At 62.3% G+C, this 16524-nt stretch carries 21 protein-coding genes; 11 read left to right on the plus strand and 10 right to left on the minus strand.

Going from position 1 to position 16524, the window contains the following annotated elements; translation table 11 throughout:
• Positions 1–52: 52 nt before the first annotated feature.
• From HDC32_RS29325 to HDC32_RS29345, 5 genes are all read right to left on the minus strand, one after another.
• Complete coding sequence (locus HDC32_RS29325; protein WP_145338064.1) at positions 53–1384, minus strand: deoxyguanosinetriphosphate triphosphohydrolase; 1332 nt, start codon at positions 1382–1384, stop codon at positions 53–55.
• Between the two features lie 71 nt (positions 1385–1455).
• Positions 1456–2619, minus strand: coding sequence for an EAL domain-containing protein (locus HDC32_RS29330; RefSeq protein ID WP_131699503.1), 1164 nt, complete (start codon positions 2617–2619; stop codon positions 1456–1458).
• A 91-nt stretch (positions 2620–2710) separates the two neighbouring features.
• Positions 2711–3049: a hypothetical protein gene (locus HDC32_RS29335; RefSeq protein ID WP_131699502.1), complete on the minus strand. Its 339-nt coding sequence runs from the start codon at positions 3047–3049 to the stop codon at positions 2711–2713.
• On the minus strand, positions 3046–3429 hold the full coding sequence (locus tag HDC32_RS29340; RefSeq protein ID WP_033901397.1) for a phage holin family protein: 384 nt from the start codon (positions 3427–3429) through the stop codon (positions 3046–3048). Before HDC32_RS29340 ends, HDC32_RS29335 begins: the two co-directional genes overlap by 4 nt.
• A gap of 2 nt (positions 3430–3431) precedes the next feature.
• A complete protein-coding gene (locus tag HDC32_RS29345; protein ID WP_012723021.1) occupies positions 3432–3746 on the minus strand; it encodes a YqjD family protein in 315 nt (104 codons plus the stop codon).
• Positions 3747–4092: 346 nt separating this feature from the next.
• Here HDC32_RS29345 and HDC32_RS29350 point away from each other — a divergent pair, with 346 nt between their 5' ends.
• Positions 4093–5301 carry an ammonium transporter gene (locus HDC32_RS29350; protein WP_090410096.1) on the plus strand — a complete coding sequence of 403 codons (1209 nt, stop codon included), beginning with the start codon at positions 4093–4095 and terminating at the stop codon, positions 5299–5301.
• Here HDC32_RS29350 and HDC32_RS29355 read toward each other — a convergent pair.
• Complete coding sequence (locus tag HDC32_RS29355; RefSeq protein WP_205885751.1) at positions 5288–7024, minus strand: monovalent cation:proton antiporter-2 (CPA2) family protein; 1737 nt, start codon at positions 7022–7024, stop codon at positions 5288–5290. The two genes, HDC32_RS29350 and HDC32_RS29355, sit on opposite strands and share 14 nt — an antisense overlap.
• Before the next feature lie 157 nt (positions 7025–7181).
• Between HDC32_RS29355 and HDC32_RS29360 the strand changes: the two genes are divergently transcribed.
• From HDC32_RS29360 to HDC32_RS29370, 3 genes are all read left to right on the plus strand, one after another.
• Positions 7182–7418 carry a glutaredoxin family protein gene (locus HDC32_RS29360; protein WP_131699500.1) on the plus strand — a complete coding sequence of 79 codons (237 nt, stop codon included), beginning with the start codon at positions 7182–7184 and terminating at the stop codon, positions 7416–7418.
• 74 nt (positions 7419–7492) lie between these two features.
• A complete protein-coding gene (locus HDC32_RS29365; RefSeq protein WP_010565034.1) occupies positions 7493–7828 on the plus strand; it encodes a hypothetical protein in 336 nt (111 codons plus the stop codon).
• Positions 7829–7900: 72 nt separating this feature from the next.
• Entirely contained in the window at positions 7901–8791 is an 891-nt protein-coding gene (locus tag HDC32_RS29370) for a pseudouridine synthase (RefSeq protein WP_131699499.1), read from the plus strand.
• A gap of 54 nt (positions 8792–8845) precedes the next feature.
• On the opposite strand, the gene HDC32_RS29375 is transcribed toward HDC32_RS29370, so the two are convergent.
• Complete coding sequence (locus HDC32_RS29375; protein ID WP_010211805.1) at positions 8846–9067, minus strand: YgdI/YgdR family lipoprotein; 222 nt, start codon at positions 9065–9067, stop codon at positions 8846–8848.
• Between the two features lie 82 nt (positions 9068–9149).
• The gene (mobA, locus tag HDC32_RS29380) at positions 9150–9752 is read right to left on the minus strand and encodes a molybdenum cofactor guanylyltransferase MobA (protein WP_145338060.1); all 603 of its coding nucleotides are present in this window, start codon (positions 9750–9752) and stop codon (positions 9150–9152) included.
• Positions 9753–9828: 76 nt separating this feature from the next.
• On the opposite strand from mobA, the gene moaB reads away from it, so the two are divergent.
• Together moaB and glp are read left to right on the plus strand one after the other, a co-directional pair.
• Positions 9829–10368: a molybdenum cofactor biosynthesis protein B gene (gene moaB / locus HDC32_RS29385; RefSeq protein ID WP_115488086.1), complete on the plus strand. Its 540-nt coding sequence runs from the start codon at positions 9829–9831 to the stop codon at positions 10366–10368.
• Positions 10352–11578, plus strand: coding sequence for a gephyrin-like molybdotransferase Glp (gene glp, locus HDC32_RS29390; protein ID WP_184746412.1), 1227 nt, complete (start codon positions 10352–10354; stop codon positions 11576–11578). Before moaB ends, glp begins: the two co-directional genes overlap by 17 nt.
• Positions 11579–11646: 68 nt before the next feature.
• On the opposite strand, the gene HDC32_RS29395 is transcribed toward glp, so the two are convergent.
• Together HDC32_RS29395 and HDC32_RS29400 are read right to left on the minus strand one after the other, a co-directional pair.
• A complete protein-coding gene (locus HDC32_RS29395; RefSeq protein ID WP_184746414.1) occupies positions 11647–11976 on the minus strand; it encodes an EscU/YscU/HrcU family type III secretion system export apparatus switch protein in 330 nt (109 codons plus the stop codon).
• Positions 11973–13550, minus strand: a complete 1578-nt coding sequence (locus HDC32_RS29400; RefSeq protein ID WP_184746416.1) for a flagellar hook-length control protein FliK — start codon at positions 13548–13550, stop codon at positions 11973–11975. The genes HDC32_RS29395 and HDC32_RS29400 overlap by 4 nt, the downstream gene beginning before the upstream one ends.
• Before the next feature lie 200 nt (positions 13551–13750).
• Between HDC32_RS29400 and ccmA the strand changes: the two genes are divergently transcribed.
• From ccmA to ccmE, 5 genes are all read left to right on the plus strand, one after another.
• On the plus strand, positions 13751–14386 hold the full coding sequence (gene ccmA, locus HDC32_RS29405) for a cytochrome c biogenesis heme-transporting ATPase CcmA (protein ID WP_184746418.1): 636 nt from the start codon (positions 13751–13753) through the stop codon (positions 14384–14386).
• Positions 14383–15051, plus strand: a complete 669-nt coding sequence (gene ccmB, locus HDC32_RS29410) for a heme exporter protein CcmB (protein ID WP_057014556.1) — start codon at positions 14383–14385, stop codon at positions 15049–15051. Before ccmA ends, ccmB begins: the two co-directional genes overlap by 4 nt.
• Positions 15052–15142: 91 nt before the next feature.
• On the plus strand, positions 15143–15898 hold the full coding sequence (locus HDC32_RS29415; protein ID WP_131699491.1) for a heme ABC transporter permease: 756 nt from the start codon (positions 15143–15145) through the stop codon (positions 15896–15898).
• Positions 15895–16071, plus strand: coding sequence for a heme exporter protein CcmD (gene ccmD / locus HDC32_RS29420; protein ID WP_065924460.1), 177 nt, complete (start codon positions 15895–15897; stop codon positions 16069–16071). Before HDC32_RS29415 ends, ccmD begins: the two co-directional genes overlap by 4 nt.
• A complete protein-coding gene (gene ccmE / locus HDC32_RS29425) occupies positions 16068–16523 on the plus strand; it encodes a cytochrome c maturation protein CcmE (protein ID WP_027607026.1) in 456 nt (151 codons plus the stop codon). Before ccmD ends, ccmE begins: the two co-directional genes overlap by 4 nt.
• Position 16524: the final 1 nt, after the last annotated feature.

Genomic DNA, 16524 nt, shown 5'->3' on the forward strand with positions numbered 1-16524 from the left:
TTCCCGTCGTAGGCAGATTCTGTTCAGTGAACAGGCGGCCTGATCAGTCAGGCTATTGAGGGCTGGAGCGCCCGGTCATCTCCCGTGCCATCTCGGTGGCATAGCTGTCGGTCATGCCGGCGATGAAGTCGATCATCCGCAGGAACGACCTGTGCAGCGGCCACGCAGGGTCCGGCGCGTTGTTGCCCAGCAGGTCGAGAATGCGCCGGTTCTTGAACGACGGCGTGCGTCCGCCGTGCTGCTCCAGGGCCGCGCCGCAGAAGGCGTTCAACAGGATTTCCAGGGTGGTGTAGGCGCCGATCTCGTGCAGAGTCTTGCGCTTGTCCTGGAAGATCTTTTTGCGCGCCATGTCCTTGGCATCCAGCACGCAGCGTTTGGCGGGGCCGTGCATATGCTCCACCAGGTCGCCGGGCAAGGTGCCAGCCAACAAGGCATCCTGTTGTTCGACGAAGGCGCGCGCCGCAGCGTTGGTCAAGTGCTCGATGGCCTTGCCGCGCAGGATCGCCAGCTTGCGTCGGCGCGAATCCTGGGAGCCCAGTTGGCGGTAAGTCTGCGGCAGGTCGTCGCCCACCAGGTCGAGCAGCAGCGACTCGACTTCGGCGTACTCCAGGAGGTCCATTTCCAGGCCGTCCTCCAGGTCGATCAAGGCGTAGCAGATGTCGTCTGCTGCCTCCATCAGATAGACCAGGGGATGGCGAGCCCAGCGTTGTTCCTCGAGTTGCGGCAGGCCGAGCTTGCTGGCGATCTGTTCGAGGATCGGCAATTCGCTCTGGTAGCAGCCGAACTTGTGTTTCTTGTAACCCAGGGAATCGGCGTGGCGGGCAGTCCAGGGGTACTTGAGATACGTGCCCAAGGTCGCGTAAGTCAGGCGCGTGCCTCCGTCGAACTGGTGGTATTCCAACTGGGTCAGTACCCGGAACCCTTGGGCATTGCCTTCGAAGTTGAGGAAATCATTGCGCTCGGCGGTGCTCATGTCGTCCAGCCAGCCGCGCCCCGCTGCCTGCTGGAACCAGTGGCGGATGGCGTCTTCGCCGGAATGCCCGAACGGCGGGTTGCCGATGTCATGGGCCAGGCAGGCCGATTGCACCACCATGCCCAGGTCGCTCGGGTCGCACCAGTCGGGCAGGGCGCTGCGAAGGGTTTCGCCCACGCGCATGCCGAGGGAGCGGCCTACGCAGCTGACTTCCAGGGAGTGGGTCAGGCGGGTATGGATATGGTCGTTGCTGGACACCGGGTGCACTTGGGTCTTGCGGCCCAGGCGGCGAAACGCGCCGGAGAAGATAATGCGGTCATGGTCTTTGTGAAACGGGCTGCGGCCGAGTTCTTCCGGGCTGTGCAGGGGTTTTCCAAGGCGTTCGCGGGTAAGCAGGGTGGGCCAATCCAAGGCGGGTACTCTCCGTACGGTGAATGACCCTCCCAGCTTCCCGGTTCCGCCCTGACGGGGCAAGCGAAAATCTACAGGCCGGCCGCGTCGATATCGATTAACAGCAAGCGCTGACCGTTATGGAAGAATTGTCCGGCGGTGAGGCAGTACTGGTTGGTGGTGGCGTCACGGTAGGTCGAGGACAACGTCAGGCGACGCTCCTCCCAACCTTCGGCCAGCAGGTGATAGAAGTACGGGCGCCACGACCAGTTGTGGCCCAGATAGCGGCTGTCGGCCTGCCAGGCGTCCTGGCGCCATTCGAAGTTGGGGGTCAACTGGGTGCCATGCCGGTCGCACTGGTAAAAGCGCAGCAGCCAGGGGAAGGCTGGCAGTTGGGGCAAGTGATCCAGCGGGGCTTGGGCTTGTGCCCAGGATTGCAGAATCTTCATCAGTTCGGTCAATTGCTGGCGCAGTTGCATGATGCGGCCGCGTTCGGCCAGTTTCTGCTGGACATACGCCGCGCGCAGTTGGTCAAAACGCGGCACGAAGGCGTCGGTGGCGAACCAGTCCAATTGCGCCTGGGCAAACAGATAGCCCTGCACATAGCGCGACCCGCATTCCAGGGCGAAGCTCAGCTGCGCCTCGGTTTCCACGCCTTCGGCAATGATCCAGCAGCCGGTCTTTTCCGCCATCTGCGCCAGCGCTCGCACTACGTCACTGCTCGGCCCGCCCCTGGCGGCTTGCTGGAACAGGCGCATGTCCAGCTTGAGAATGTCCGGCTGCAGCGCCAATACCCGGTCAAGCTGGGAATAGCCGGCGCCGAAGTCATCGATGGCGATGCGCGCACCGGCCTCGCGATAACGTGCCACCACCTCGGCCAGGCGCTGGATGTCGCCGCCCAGTTCGGTGATCTCGAACACAATGCGCTGCGGGTCGACGCCATGGCTGTGAATCTGTTTGAGACTCGGCAGCGCCTGGCCCGGGCGCAGTTGGTTAATCCAGCGCGGCGAGATATTCAGGCTCAGGAACCAGTCTTGCGGGGCTTCATGCAGGCGGCTTAACGCATTGTCGCGAATCTGCCGGTCGAGACGGCGCAAGGTCGCGCCTGGCGTGCGTGGGTCGGCGAACAACGGGCCAACGGAGTGCAAACTGCCATCAGCCTGGCGTAGACGGCCCAAGGCTTCGACGCCAGCAATGCGACCGGTGGCGGTGTCGATAAACGGCTGGAAGCAGGCGAGCGGTTGCCCGTCGATCACGGGGCCTCCTTAAGAGAGGTGGCGAAAAAAGGCCCGGCCCTCGAAAACGGGGACCGGGCCGATTCTGTTAGCAAGAATGCAGCCAGCCGGCTCAACCTTTGCGTGAATTGCCTTGCATGGCCAGTTTGATCAGCGGGATTAATCCGGCACCGAGCCGAACCAGGCGCGTCACACTGCTGATCCCGCCGCCCTTGGCGCCCTTACCGGTGAAGAAACCGATCAGCGTTACAGCGGCCACGCCCCACAGCGGCGCGTGCTTGATGCCCAGGCCGCCCTGAAAGCTTTGGCCCATGTTGCGCACCTTGTTCAGCGGCACCATCAATTGCTGGGACTCGTGGCGAATCTCCTGGCGGTGCATCTCCATGCGCAGGCGGATCAAGGCCTTGCGCATTTCCCGGCGGGAGGTTTGCTGGGTTTCATTCGAGCTCATGGCAGCAGGCGCTCCCGATCATTGGCCAGTTCTTCGAGGGTGGCATGGAACGGCGTGGACTCATCGAACACTGCCGCTTTCAAGCGCACCCCGCAGAAGGCGGCGGCCAGGGTATAGAACACACAGAGGCAAATGATCCCGGTCAGGCGGTAGCCCGTGTCCCATACCAGGATCATCACCAGCGTCGACAACCCCACCAGCAGCAACAGGGCAAACACCAGTGCCAGGCCGGCAAACAGCAGCAGGCTGACGGTGCGGGCCTTCTGTTCCTGCAATTCGATGCCAAACAGTTCGACGTGGCTGTGCAGCAAGCCTAGAACGGCCGCGCCCAGGCGTCGTGAGGTGGTACCCGTGGACGAGCCAGTTTCGCCGATAGACATGATTAGCGCCTTGTGGCCAGCAGGCCGATCAGAAAGCCCACGCCGGCCGCAATGCCTACCGACTGCCAAGGGTTGGCCTGCACGTAATCTTCCGTCGCGGTGACCGCCGCCTGGCCGCGCTCGCGCAGGGAGTCTTCGGTTTGCTTGAGGGTTTCGCGGGCCTGTAACAGCGTGTCATGAATCTTGGCGCGCAGTTCATCGGCCTGGTCTCCCGCAAGCACCTTAGTGTCGTCCAGCAACCTTTCGGTGTCAGTCACCAGGGTTTGAAAATCCGCCATCAGTATTTCTTGAGCAGTCTTTGCAGTTCTTCTGGCCATGGTTATCTCCGTGATTGGCTGATCGGTACGTGTGGTTTCGAGTCACCGGCTTCGGTGAAGGTTCAGTGCAATTGTGTGGTACAGCTTTTGCTTTGCCTTGGTGCGCAGGCTCCTGGGCCTGCGCTGAATCTGGGCGGCCTAAGGCCAGTGCCTTAAAAACCTTACCCTAAATAACTGAAACTCGCGGAAAAACCCTGTCGGCAATGGCCTGTTGTGTTTTTCGCTGCGCTAAAGCGGTTCATGCCCTCTGAAGAGGGGTGGGGCCGGTGGTGCCAATTTAGTGCGCGAAACCCTGGCTTGAACCGCTTTGGTGCTTTTTGCCTTTAATGCAGGCCTGCCACCCTCCATGGAAAATTTGCAAAGTGCAGTGGATACCCTCGTCCACAGTTCCAATACCCTGTTCATCCTGATTGGTGCGGTCATGGTTCTGGCCATGCACGCCGGCTTCGCGTTTCTGGAAGTCGGGACGGTGCGCCAGAAAAACCAGGTCAACGCCCTGTCGAAGATCCTCAGCGACTTCGCCATCTCCACCCTGGCCTATTTCTTTATAGGCTATTGGATCTCCTACGGTGTGAGCTTCATGCAACCGGCGGCCGTGATCAGTGCCGATCATGGTTATGGCCTGGTGAAGTTCTTCTTCCTGCTGACGTTTGCGGCAGCGATCCCGGCGATCATCTCCGGCGGTATTGCGGAGCGTGCAAAGTTCGCTCCGCAGTTGTGCGCCACTGCGTTGATCGTGGCATTTATCTATCCGTTTTTCGAAGGCATGGTGTGGAACGGCAATTTCGGTTTGCAGGCCTGGCTGCTCAAGACGTTTGGCGCCAGCTTCCATGACTTTGCCGGCTCCGTGGTGGTGCATGCCATGGGCGGCTGGCTGGCGCTGGCGGCGGTGTTGCTGCTGGGCCCACGCAACGGGCGCTACCGCGAAGGGCGCCTGGTGGCCTTCGCGCCGTCGAGCATTCCGTTCCTGGCGCTGGGGTCGTGGATCCTGATTGTCGGCTGGTTCGGTTTTAACGTGATGAGCGCGCAGACCCTGGACGGTGTCAGCGGTCTGGTGGCGGTCAACTCGCTGATGGCCATGGTCGGTGGCACCGTTGCCGCCCTGGTGATCGGCCGCAATGACCCCGGTTTCCTGCATAACGGTCCGTTGGCCGGGCTGGTGGCGATCTGCGCGGGTTCTGACCTTATGCATCCGGTGGGCGCGCTGGTCACCGGTGTGGTCGCGGGCGGGCTGTTTGTGTGGTGCTTTATCGCCGCCCAGGATCGCTGGAAGATCGACGACGTGCTGGGTGTATGGCCACTGCACGGCCTGTGCGGTGTATGGGGCGGGATTGCGTGCGGCATCTTTGGCCAGACGGCGCTGGGTGGATTGGGCGGCGTGAGCCTGATCAGCCAATTGATCGGCACGGGGCTCGGTGTGGCCGTCGCGTTCGGCGGCGGCCTGCTGGTGTACGGCGTGATCAAGCGCGTGCACGGGCTGCGCCTGAGCCAGGAAGAGGAGTATTACGGCGCAGACCTGTCGATCCACAAGATCGGTGCGGTCAGTCAGGATTGATCGGCGCCTCTTCGTCGGTGCTCGGATGCGTGTAAAAACCGTGCAGCAGGCGATAGCGGTTATGCCGTACTTCATCGACCCGCGCCTGCACCTGGTGGTCCGGCAGGCCCAGCAGGATCAAGGCGTGGGAGGCGAGCATCAGGCTCGACTCCAGCAACTCGGGCACCACTTCGTTGGCGCCCGCGGCTTTTAATTCAGCCAGTTGGCTGTCATCGCGGGTGCGCACCAGGATCGGCACGTCGGGGTTGATATGGCGTGCTTCCTTGAGCACCGCCAGGGCGACATCACTGTTGTCCACGGCAATCACCACCAGGCGCGCGCGTTCCAGGCCCACTGCACTGAGCAACGCGCCACGGCGACAATCGCCGTAATGCACGCTGCTGTCTTCGGTGGCGGCTTCCTGCACCCGTTCCGGGTCGTCATCCAGGGCGATAAACGCCTGTTGCTCATTGCGCAGAAAGCGCCCGATGGATTGCCCGACCCGGCCATAGCCGCAGATGACCGCATGCCCTTGTAATTGGGCGTTGAGGGCGGTGATCTGTTCCAATTGCACCTGTTGGTTGGGCTTGCGGTGCAGGCGCAGGGCAATCGCCGGTGCGGCGCGCAACAGCAGTGGGGTCAACAGCATCGAACAGAACGTAGCGGCGAGCAGCAAGCCGTTGAATTCATCGGGTATCAACCGGCTCTGCTGCATCTGCGCCATCAGCGCAAAACAGAACTCACCGCCCTGGGCCAGGGCCAGGCCGCTGCGCCAGGCAGTCTCACTGTCGCTGCCGCGCAGCTTGACCAACGCAGCCACCACACACCCTTTGATCAGCATCAGCGCGAGGGTCATGCCGAGGATCAACAGGCTGTGGCTGACGAACAACTGCAGGTCGATGAGCATGCCGATGCTGACGAAAAACAGCCCCAGCAGGATGTCGCGAAAGGGGCGGATATCCGCTTCGATCTGATGGCGATAATGGCTTTCGCCCAGCAGCATGCCGGCCAGGAAGGCGCCGAGGGCAGGGGAGAGGCCCAGCAAGTGAGTGAGCCAGGCCGTCAGCAAGACGATCACCAGCGCCAGCAGCACAAACAGCTCCGCCGAATGGGAGGCGGCGACCTCATGAAACAAGCGCGGCAATAACCAGCGGCTGGCGAGCAACAGGCCCACGAACAACACCACGGTTTTGCCCAGCGTCAGCGGCAATGCCCAGTACCAGGCCTGCTCGCTGCTGCCGGCGAACACCGGTACCAACGTCAGCAGCAACACCGCCACCACATCCTGGAACAGCAACACACCGATCGCGTTCTGGCCATGGCTGCTGAAGATTTCGCCGAGGCTGGTCAGTTCCTTGCTGACGATTGCTGTGGACGACAGCGCCAGCCCTGCACCCAGCAACAAGGCGATGCCCGGCGTCACACCAAAGGCTATCAACAAGCCCCCCAGCAGCACGCTGCAACCCAGCACCTGCAAGCTGCCCAGGCCAAACACTACGCGGCGCAGGGCGAGCATCTTGGTCAGGGAAAACTCCAGGCCCAGGGAAAACAGCAGGAACACCACGCCCAGTTCGGCGAGGTCGGGCAGATCCTCGCTGTCATTCACCCAGTCCAGGGCAGTGGGCCCCACGGCCAGGCCCACGCACAGGTAGCCCAGCACGGGTGGCAGTTGCAGACGGCGAAACAGCGCAATCACCACCAGGGATGAGGCCAGAATGATCAGCAGGTTGGCGAACACAAGCATCTCCATTGCAGGGTGAGCGGGCAAAAAGCCGCGAGAATCGCTGAATCAGTTATAGGCCATGGTGATCTGGGTCAGGGTTTATTGTGGCGTGCCCGCTCGCCACAGGTTTTTGTCAGGCTTAGAATATTTGTCTACTTACTGATCAGGGCCATTCGTCATGCTTCCTGAATGCCAGTTGTTCGGCACCCTGGGTTGCCATCTTTGTGAAATTGCCGAAGCCGAAATCATGCCGCTCGTCGAGCGCGGGTTGCTGGTTGAGTTGGTTGATATCACCGACCCCGAAGACCTGACCGACGCCTACGGCCTAAGGATTCCGGTGCTTCGGCGGGTGGACACGGGGGCTGAACTGGATTGGCCCTTCGATGCGGATCAGGTTGTCGCCTTCCTGCGCTGACGTTTATGCGATGGCGGGTTTCCGAATATTACGTTACTGTATGTTTGTACAGCGATTGAATAGAGGGAACGCCCGTGGTGAATGTTGAACAACTGAAAAGCAGCGTCAATCGCATGTCTGCCGATGTCGTGCGCGACGCGGTGAACGAGCTGCGCCTCGACGGCCTGGTCACGGAAGGCAAGACGCCGTTTAACAAAGTGCATTTCAATACCTGCTTTGCCGAGATCGAAGCGTTGTTCCAGCGCGCCGGTTATCACAAGCAGCTCGATGTGGTGGGCTACCAGGGCCTGTTGTACGCGCTTTACGATCCCGGCCGCTGGGAGGCGGTGGACGTGCTGCGCTGGCTCAAGGAGTTCACCGAGGCGGCGAGTGCTTCGCCGATCCTGCGGGCGGAATTGGCCAAGGCCTGAGATCCGCCCTAGGCCGAGTCCCGCTTCATGCGGGATAATGCCTGCCTGTTTTTCCCAGGCTTCGAGCACTTCATGTCCACATCCGCTTTTTCCGCGTCCCAGCACCAAGCCAGCACCCTGTACCTGCCACCTGGCCCCTGGGCAACGGTGCTGGAGTGTCTGTGCGAGCACTTTGCGGCGATCAGCCGCGAACACTGGCTGGACCGCATCGCCCGGGGGCGGGTGCTGGATGTCAATGGCAACCCCATCCCCCTGGACCTGGCCTACAAGGAAGGCCTGTGCATCTATTACTTCCGTGAAGTACCCAACGAAAAAGTCATCCCGGTGCAGGAAACTATCCTATACGCCGACGAGCATCTGGTGGTGGCGGACAAACCGCACTTCCTGCCCGTGACCCCGGCCGGCGAGTACGTCGAGCAAACCCTGCTGCGCCGCCTGATTCGCCGCCTGGACAACCCTGCACTGGTGCCCCTGCACCGCATCGACCGGCACACCGCCGGGCTGGTGTTGTTCTCGGCCAACCCGTCCAGCCGCTCGGCCTATCAGCAGCTGTTTCCCACGCGCCAGATCGATAAATTCTACGAAGCCATTGCCCCGGCTTTGCCTGGGCTGACGTTCCCGTTGGTACACAAAAGCCGCCTGGTGGATGGCGAACCGTTCTTCCGCATGCAGGAGGGCCCGGGCGCCAGCAATACCGAAACAGCGGTGGAGGTGCGGGAAAAGAATGGCGACTTATGGCGCTACGGCCTGTTTCCCGTGACCGGCAAGAAGCACCAGTTGCGCGTGCACATGACCGCGCTGGGGGCGAGCATCTGCAACGATCCGTTCTACCCGGAGGTGATCAAGGATGCCGTCGACGATTACGCCAACCCTCTCAAGCTGCTGGCCCAGGGCGTGCGGTTTGTCGACCCGGTCACCGCTGAAGAACGCCTTTTTCGCAGCCGGATCACCCTCGACTGGTGACCCTGGAAACGACAAGGCCCGCGCGAGGCGGGCCTTATGTGCAAGCGCTGAGACTTACAGGTCTTTAACGGTGCGAACCTGATCTTTGTTGATGCGGGTACGCTTGCCGTCAAGTTGTTCGAATTCGTAGAAACCCGAATCTTCGTTGTATTTCGGGGTGTCGACGGCCTGGATTTCGCGACCGTCATTCAGGGTGATCACTGTCGGCGAGGCGCAACCGGCGAGGGTAGCCAGGCCCAGTGCAAGCATGAGAGCGGCGATGGTCCGTTGAGTCATGGGTGTTGTCTCCGAGAGAATACTTTTTTGATTACTGACCTTGTGACGTGTGGGACGTCGCCAAAGTTCCTTGTGCGAAGGTTCATTCTGACACGTCAGACCTTTGGCGCAACAGCTCTGGTGTATTCAGGTTGGCCAGGCGTGGGTCATCGGTTGGGCATTCCAGGCCCACACCGCCCAATTGCAGGAGGATCTTTCGTGGGCTGCGTTCACCGGCATGCCAGGCCTGTTCTACCTCGGTTCGCAGTCCGATGGGGATGATGCAGATCAAGGGTTCCCAGAATTCACCGTGGCGCACCATTACCGGCAACGATGGATTGCGTTGTGCGGTTTCACGCAGGTCGGCGAGCAGTCGGGCGTCGATGTGTGGCACATCGCATGGCAGGATCAGCAGGTGCTCATGGCGCGCGGCGGCCAGTCCCGCGCGGATACCGGCCAACGGCCCGGGGAAGTCCGGGCTGTCGTCGCTCACCAACTGGTCGGCATAGGGGGCGTACTGCGCCTGGTTGCGGTTGCACGAGATGATCAGGTCATCGGTGAGTGGTCGCACCAGGCGCTGCAAGTGTGCGATCAAGGGCTGGCCGTGCCAGTCCAGCAGGCCTTTATCCTGGCCGCCCATGCGCTGGCCGCGGCCACCGGCCAACAGCAGGATCGAACAGGGCAGGGGCATTGAATCGAGTGGCATGTGGGTTCCGCGCAGGCAGCTGAACAGGGGCCTGTGATATAACATCGGGCTGTTCCTTCGACAACCGGACCGTGCCATGAAAGCCAAGGCCGATGCACCCTTCGTACCCCTGAATATCGCGGTATTGACCGTCAGCGACACCCGCACCCTGGACACCGACACCTCGGGCCAGGTCTTCGTCGACCGCCTCACCGCAGCCGGGCACAACCTGGCCGAGCGCGTGCTGCTCAAGGACGACCTCTACAAGATCCGCGCCCAGGTCGCCCACTGGATTGCCGAAGACGTGGTGCAAGTGGTGTTGATCACCGGCGGCACCGGCTTCACCGGCCGCGATAGCACCCCCGAAGCGGTCGGCTGCCTGCTCGACAAACAGGTCGACGGCTTTGGCGAACTGTTCCGCCAGATCTCCGTGGCCGACATCGGCACCTCCACCGTGCAATCCCGCGCCCTGGCCGGGCTGGCCAACGGCACCCTGGTGTGTTGCCTGCCGGGCTCCACCAATGCAGTGCGCACCGGTTGGGATGGCATCCTCGCCGAACAACTGGATAACCGTCACCGGCCGTGCAACTTCGTGCCGCACCTGAAGCTGGCCGAACCTTGTGAATCCCGTGGGTAAGCCCGGCAAGACCGGCGCCCTGATGCCGGTAGAACACGCCCTGCAACAGCTGCTGGCGATGGCCGAAGGCGCGCCGATCCGCGAGCAGCACGTGCTGCCCCTGGCCGAGTGCGACGGCCGCGTATTGGCCCAGGACCTGGTCTCCACCCTCGACCTGCCGCCCTGGCCCAACAGCGCCATGGACGGTTACGCCGTGCGCCTGGCGGATTGGACCGGTGAACCCTTGCCCGTCAGCCAGCGCATCTTTGCCGGCCAGGCGCCGCAGCCACTGGCGGCTGGAACCTGTGCGCGCATCTTCACCGGGGCGCCGGTACCGGAAGGCGCGGACTGCGTGGAAATGCAGGAAAACGCCGTTGTCCATGCCGACGAACGCGTGAGCTTTAGCGAGCCGTTGCAGCTCAACCAGAACATTCGCCCCCAAGGCCAGGAAACCACCGTCGGCGACTTGGTGCTCGCGGCGGGTACGCGCCTGGGCCCGATCGAACTGGGCCTCGCGGCTTCCCTTGGCCGTGATCGGCTGGACGTGATCCGCCGCCCGCGTGTCGCGGTGTTGTCCACCGGTGATGAACTGATCGAACCCGGTTTGCCACTCGGTCCGGGCCAGATCTACAACAGCAACCGCCGCGTGTTGTGTTCCTGGCTTGAGCGCATGGGCTGCGAAGTCATCGACGCGGGCATCCTGCCGGATGACCTGGAGCAGACCCGTTCCCGACTGGCAGGCTTGAGCGCGGTTGACCTGATTTTGTCCACGGGCGGTGTGTCGGTGGGCGAGGCGGACTTCCTCGGTATCGCCCTGCGCGAAGACGGTGAGCTGGCGTTATGGAAGCTGGCGATCAAGCCGGGCAAACCCCTGACCTTTGGTCATTTCCGTGGTGTGCCGGTGATCGGCCTGCCGGGCAACCCGGCCTCGACCCTGGTGACCTTTGCGCTGTTGGCGCGTCCGTATTTGCTGCGCCGCCAGGGAGTGGCCGACGTCGAGCCGCTGCGTTTCGCAGTGCCGGTGGGGTTCACCTGGCCCAAGCCGGGTAACCGCCGCGAGTATCTGCGCGGGCGCATCGAGCAGGGCAAGGCGATCATCTACCGCAACCAGAGCTCCGGCGTGCTGCGCAGCGCGGCGTGGGCGGAGGGGTTGGTGGAGGTGTTGGAGGGCACGACGCTGGAGGTGGGTGATCGAGTCAATTTCATCCCTCTAAGCGAAGTCCTCAACTGACCGCAGATCCAAATGTGGGAGGGAGCAAGCCCCCTCCCACATTTGGATCTGTGTGTGCCTGTGGCTATTCAGTAGTCGTCGCCACGCTCGGTCACATCCCGCTCCACCGGCCCCGCATCCGGGTCATAGCCCGCCGGGAACTTGCCTTTCAAGGTCCAGGCAAACGCGATGATTTCGGCGATGGTGCGGTACAACTCTTCCGGAATACTGTCGCCCAACTCCATGCGTGCCAGCAGTTTCACCAGCTCGGCGTTCTCATAGATAGGCACTTCATTTTCCCGCGCCAACTTGAGGATGGCTTCAGCCAGGGCGTCATCGCCCTTGGCGGACAGGGTCGGGGCTTGTTGGCCGTCGTACTTGAGGGCAATCGCCTGGCGTGGCGGGTTGGGGTTATTCATGCGGTTTCATCCACCCAGCGTTGTTCCAGTCCGGTTTTTGGCCCGCGGGGTGGCGTGCCGAGGTGGCAATTCAGGTCGCCGACGTTGATGCCCGAAGTCACCAGCCGTTCGCGCAGATTGCCCAGATGACTTTCGATCAGGCTGGCGGTGAAAGGTCGCGTTGCCCACAGCTGGCTGGACAGTTTGCCCTGGGTCAGTTGCGCCTGGACCTGCAACGGTCCCAGGGGCTCCATATCGAAGGCCAGTTCGACGCGCCAGAGCATCTGCTTCGGATCTTTTTTGTCCTTGCGTTCGGGTTGGTCCTTGTCCGGCGCCGGCTCTTCGCGCTGGAACTTGACCTGCAACGGCACGATGTCCTGCAGGGTGCGCATGGGGATTTCCAACTGCCAAGTGGTTTGCAGGCGGCCGTCGGCGGTGGTGCCGGTTTGCTCCAGGCTCGACAGCTGGTGACTCTGCAACCTGGAAATGGCCCCGGCGGCCAGACGCAGCAGGTTTTCCAGGTCGCCTTCGCCTTCAAGCTTCGCCATCAGCCGCTCGGGCAGTGGAAAGCTGACCGGTGCCTGCCGCGCGCTGACTTGGCCCAGCGTGTTCAGTGGGCTGCGCACAAAATTGGGCAATACCTGGGCCAGCGTGTTGGCCGCAAGAATGGCGTTGAGGTTGGTACTGGCGGGCAGGGCGGGCAATAAGTCCGCGACAAGGCGCAGCAGTGCGCCCTTCATGTCCAGGGGTGGTATCTGAGGATTCTGCCCTGCGAGTAATTTGGCTTCCAGAAAGGCGCCGCTGTTCTGGATCACTTGAGCCAGGACTTTGGGGTTACTGACCTGTGCCAGGTCGGGCAACGCGGCGAGCAAACGGTCGGCGGCGGCGCGCAGGTCGGCGGAAGTACTGTCGCCACGGGGCAGGTTTTGCAGTGCGGTGAAGACCGCATCCAGGGAGCCCTGGCGACTTTGCTGGGTCGACAGTTGCTGGGTGACCGCCAATTGATCCTTGAGCCCGCTCAGCGGCACAAAATTCAGGGTCTGCGCGTTCTGCACCACAGCGCTCAGCAAACTGCCTACGCGCAACGGCTGTGGGCTTTCCACCGTCAGTGTCGCGCCGGCCAAGGCGTTATTCAGCACCGTCACCAACGAACGATAGATCGCCGGTTGCGCCGTGCCCTGGGGCAGCACCTGAGTGGTCAATACCTTGGCTTGCAACAGCGTACCTTCCGGGACCTTGGCGGTATCGATGCGGGTGAGGGCGGCGACGTTGGCACTCAAGGCCTGTTGCAGGCTGAGGGTCAGGTTGCCCGCTGGCGTCTGACTCACCGCCACATTGCTGCCTAAGGGCAAGGGCTGGGCGCTGCTGGCCTGCACCAGCGTCTGACGACCGCCGTCCAAGGTCAGCTTGAGCAGCAACTGAAAGGCCTCACCGCCTTGTTTAAGGGCGATGACTTCGGCATTCGCGGTTTTCCCTGGGTCGATCAGCCCGGTCTGCGGCTCCAGCAGTTTCAGCAGTGCCCCAGGCACAGGCGCAGGGCTTTGCCCGGCTGCCGGGGTGGGAGGAAGCGTAGGAAGGTTGATCTCGCCGGTCATCGTGCGCATCGTCTCTGGGGAAATAGCCCTCTTTAGCGTAGGGCATCGCATGTATAATGCCGCCCGTCTGCAAAGAGAGCGGTAAAAACCTCACAACTATTTGATCCAGCTCTCTAAAATCGGTCGCCAAAGCCGTTATTGTGCTTCTTTCTATAACGGCCGCTGCACCGCCGACTTGAACCGTAAAGGCCCGCGATCTCTTGACCAGCCCTCTTCTTGAAGCCGTAGCGCTCTCCTGTGAACGCGACTTGCGTCTGCTGTTCGAGCACCTCGACCTGCGTGTGGCGGGCGGCGACATGCTGCAGATCAGCGGCCCCAACGGCAGCGGCAAGACCAGTCTGCTGCGCCTGCTGGCCGGCTTGATGCAGCCCACGGCCGGTGAAGTTCGACTCAACGGCAAGCCGCTCAACGAACAACGCACTGAACTTGCGCGCAACCTGATCTGGATCGGCCACGCCGCCGGCATCAAAGATGTGCTCACCGCCGAAGAAAACCTCAGCTGGCTCAGTGCCCTGCATCATCCCGCGACCCGCGACGCCATCTGGCAGGCCCTGGCCGCCGTCGGCCTCAAGGGTTTCGAAGACGTTCCCTGTCACACCCTGTCTGCCGGCCAACAGCGCCGCGTGGCCCTGGCGCGCCTGTACCTGCCGGGCCCGCCACTGTGGATTCTCGACGAACCCTTCACCGCCCTCGACAAACAAGGCGTCACCCAATTGGAAGAACACCTGGCGCGGCACTGCGAGCAGGGCGGCCAGGTGGTGCTCACCACCCACCACACCCTGGCGCGCATTCCCGTCGGTTACCGTGACCTCGACCTGGGCCGGTGGTCGGTATGAGTGTGTTCGCCCTGTTGGTCGCCCGCGAAGCCCGGTTGCTGTGCCGTCGCCCGGCCGAATTGGCCAACCCGCTGGTGTTCTTTGCCATCGTGATCGCGCTGTTCCCGTTGGCGGTCGGCCCCGAGACTAAACTGTTGCAAACCTTGTCGCCGGGACTGGTGTGGGTCGCGGCCCTTTTGTCTGTCCTGCTCTCGCTGGACGGGCTGTTTCGCAGTGATTTCGAAGACGGTTCCCTCGAACAGTGGGTCCTTTCGTCGCACCCCCTGCCACTTCTGGTACTGGCCAAGGTGCTGGCACACTGGGCTTTTTCCGGCTTGGCACTGGTGCTGCTCTCACCGTTGCTGGCGATGATGCTAGGGTTGCCCTCCGAGTGCCTGCCGGTGTTGCTCCTTTCCTTGCTGCTCGGCACGCCAGCCTTGAGTTTGCTGGGGGCGGTGGGCGCGGCACTGACCGTCGGTTTGAAGCGTGGTGGCCTGCTATTGGCCCTGTTGATTCTGCCGTTGTACATCCCGGTACTGATCCTGGGCAGCGGCGCGTTGCAAGCCGCGCTCATGGGCATGCCGGCGACCGGTTACCTCCTGTGGCTTGGCAGCCTGACCGCCCTGGCGGTAACCCTGACACCCTTTGCTATAGCCGCCGGCCTGAAGATCAGCGTCGGCGAATAATGAGGTCTGACCCAGCGACATTGTCAGCTCTTCAACATAAGAAAGACCCTACGCTTCTCGCAATGACGAGAAGCAACCGTGAGAAACAGCAATGAACTGGACCTGGTTTCACAAGCTCGGCTCGCCCAAATGGTTCTACGGCATCAGTGGCAAACTGCTGCCTTGGTTCAGCATCGCCGCCGTGTTGCTGATCGGCATCGGCCTGGTCTGGGGCCTGGCCTTTGCGCCGCCGGACTACCAGCAAGGCAACAGCTTTCGCATCATCTACATCCACGTGCCTGCCGCGATGCTGGCCCAGTCCTGCTACGTGATGCTGGCGGTATGCGGTGTCGTCGGCCTGGTCTGGAAGATGAAACTTGCGGACGTCGCCCTGCAATGCGCCGCGCCCATCGGTGCGTGGATGACCGCCGTGGCGCTGGTCACCGGCGCGATCTGGGGCAAACCCACCTGGGGCTCGTGGTGGGTGTGGGATGCGCGACTAACGTCCATGTTGATCCTGCTGTTCCTGTACTTCGGTCTGATTGCGCTGGGCAACGCGATCAGCAATCGTGACAGCGCCGCCAAGGCCTGTGCGGTGCTGGCGATTGTCGGCGTGATCAACATCCCGATCATCAAGTACTCGGTGGAGTGGTGGAACACCCTGCACCAGGGCGCCACCTTCACCCTCACCGAAAAGCCGGCGATGCCCGTGGAAATGTGGGCGCCGCTGCTGTTGATGGTGCTGGGCTTCTACTGTTTCTTCGGCGCCGTACTGCTGATGCGCATGCGCCTCGAAGTGCTCAAGCGTGAAGCCCGCGCGAGCTGGGTCAAGGCTGAAGTGCAAACCTGCCTGGGAGTGCGTGGATGAGCTTTGCTTCTTTCAGTGATTTTCTCGCCATGGGCCACCACGGCCTGTATGTCTGGACGGCCTATGGCATCTGCCTGGCCGTGCTGGCCCTCAACGTCGTCGCGCCGATCCTGGCCCGCAAGCGTTACCTGCAACAAGAGGCGCGTCGTCTGCGCCGGGAGACCGAAAAGTGAATCCGCTGCGTAGAAAGCGTCTGTTGATCATCCTTGCCATTCTGGCCGGCGTCAGTATTGCCGTGGGCCTGGCGATGAGCGCCCTGCGGGAGAACATCAACCTGTTCTACACCCCGACCCAGATCGCCAACGGCGAAGCGCCGCTGGACACGCGCATCCGCGCCGGCGGCATGGTGGAGAAGGGCTCCCTGAAGCGCTCCGGCGATTCCCTCGACGTGACCTTCGTGGTCACCGATTTCAACAAGGCCGTGACTATCACTTATCGCGGCATCCTCCCGGACCTGTTCCGCGAAGGCCAGGGCATCGTCGCCCTGGGCAAGCTCAACGCCGACGGCGTGGTGGTGGCCGATGAAGTGCTGGCCAAGCACGATGAAAAATACATGCCGCCTGAGGTGACCAAAGCCCTCAAGGACAGCGGCCAGTCCGCACCCACCCCCGCCAAGGAGGGCTAAG

The sequence above is a fragment of the Pseudomonas sp. JAI120 genome (assembly GCF_014207255.1).
Lineage (GTDB): Bacteria > Pseudomonadota > Gammaproteobacteria > Pseudomonadales > Pseudomonadaceae > Aquipseudomonas.

Coding starts and splice junctions, on each gene's coding strand:
- HDC32_RS29350 (WP_090410096.1), top strand. CDS start 4,093: ATGGAAAATTTGCAAAGTGCAGTGGATACCCTCGTCCACAGTTCCAAT.
- HDC32_RS29335 (WP_131699502.1), bottom strand. CDS start 3,049: ATGAGCTCGAATGAAACCCAGCAAACCTCCCGCCGGGAAATGCGCAAG.
- mobA (WP_145338060.1), bottom strand. CDS start 9,752: ATGCCACTCGATTCAATGCCCCTGCCCTGTTCGATCCTGCTGTTGGCC.
- HDC32_RS29415 (WP_131699491.1), top strand. CDS start 15,143: ATGAACTGGACCTGGTTTCACAAGCTCGGCTCGCCCAAATGGTTCTAC.
- ccmD (WP_065924460.1), top strand. CDS start 15,895: ATGAGCTTTGCTTCTTTCAGTGATTTTCTCGCCATGGGCCACCACGGC.
- HDC32_RS29375 (WP_010211805.1), bottom strand. CDS start 9,067: ATGACTCAACGGACCATCGCCGCTCTCATGCTTGCACTGGGCCTGGCT.
- HDC32_RS29395 (WP_184746414.1), bottom strand. CDS start 11,976: ATGAATAACCCCAACCCGCCACGCCAGGCGATTGCCCTCAAGTACGAC.
- HDC32_RS29345 (WP_012723021.1), bottom strand. CDS start 3,746: ATGGCCAGAAGAACTGCAAAGACTGCTCAAGAAATACTGATGGCGGAT.
- HDC32_RS29360 (WP_131699500.1), top strand. CDS start 7,182: ATGCTTCCTGAATGCCAGTTGTTCGGCACCCTGGGTTGCCATCTTTGT.
- HDC32_RS29370 (WP_131699499.1), top strand. CDS start 7,901: ATGTCCACATCCGCTTTTTCCGCGTCCCAGCACCAAGCCAGCACCCTG.
- HDC32_RS29340 (WP_033901397.1), bottom strand. CDS start 3,429: ATGTCTATCGGCGAAACTGGCTCGTCCACGGGTACCACCTCACGACGC.
- ccmB (WP_057014556.1), top strand. CDS start 14,383: ATGAGTGTGTTCGCCCTGTTGGTCGCCCGCGAAGCCCGGTTGCTGTGC.
- HDC32_RS29400 (WP_184746416.1), bottom strand. CDS start 13,550: ATGACCGGCGAGATCAACCTTCCTACGCTTCCTCCCACCCCGGCAGCC.
- HDC32_RS29355 (WP_205885751.1), bottom strand. CDS start 7,024: ATGCTTGTGTTCGCCAACCTGCTGATCATTCTGGCCTCATCCCTGGTG.
- moaB (WP_115488086.1), top strand. CDS start 9,829: ATGAAAGCCAAGGCCGATGCACCCTTCGTACCCCTGAATATCGCGGTA.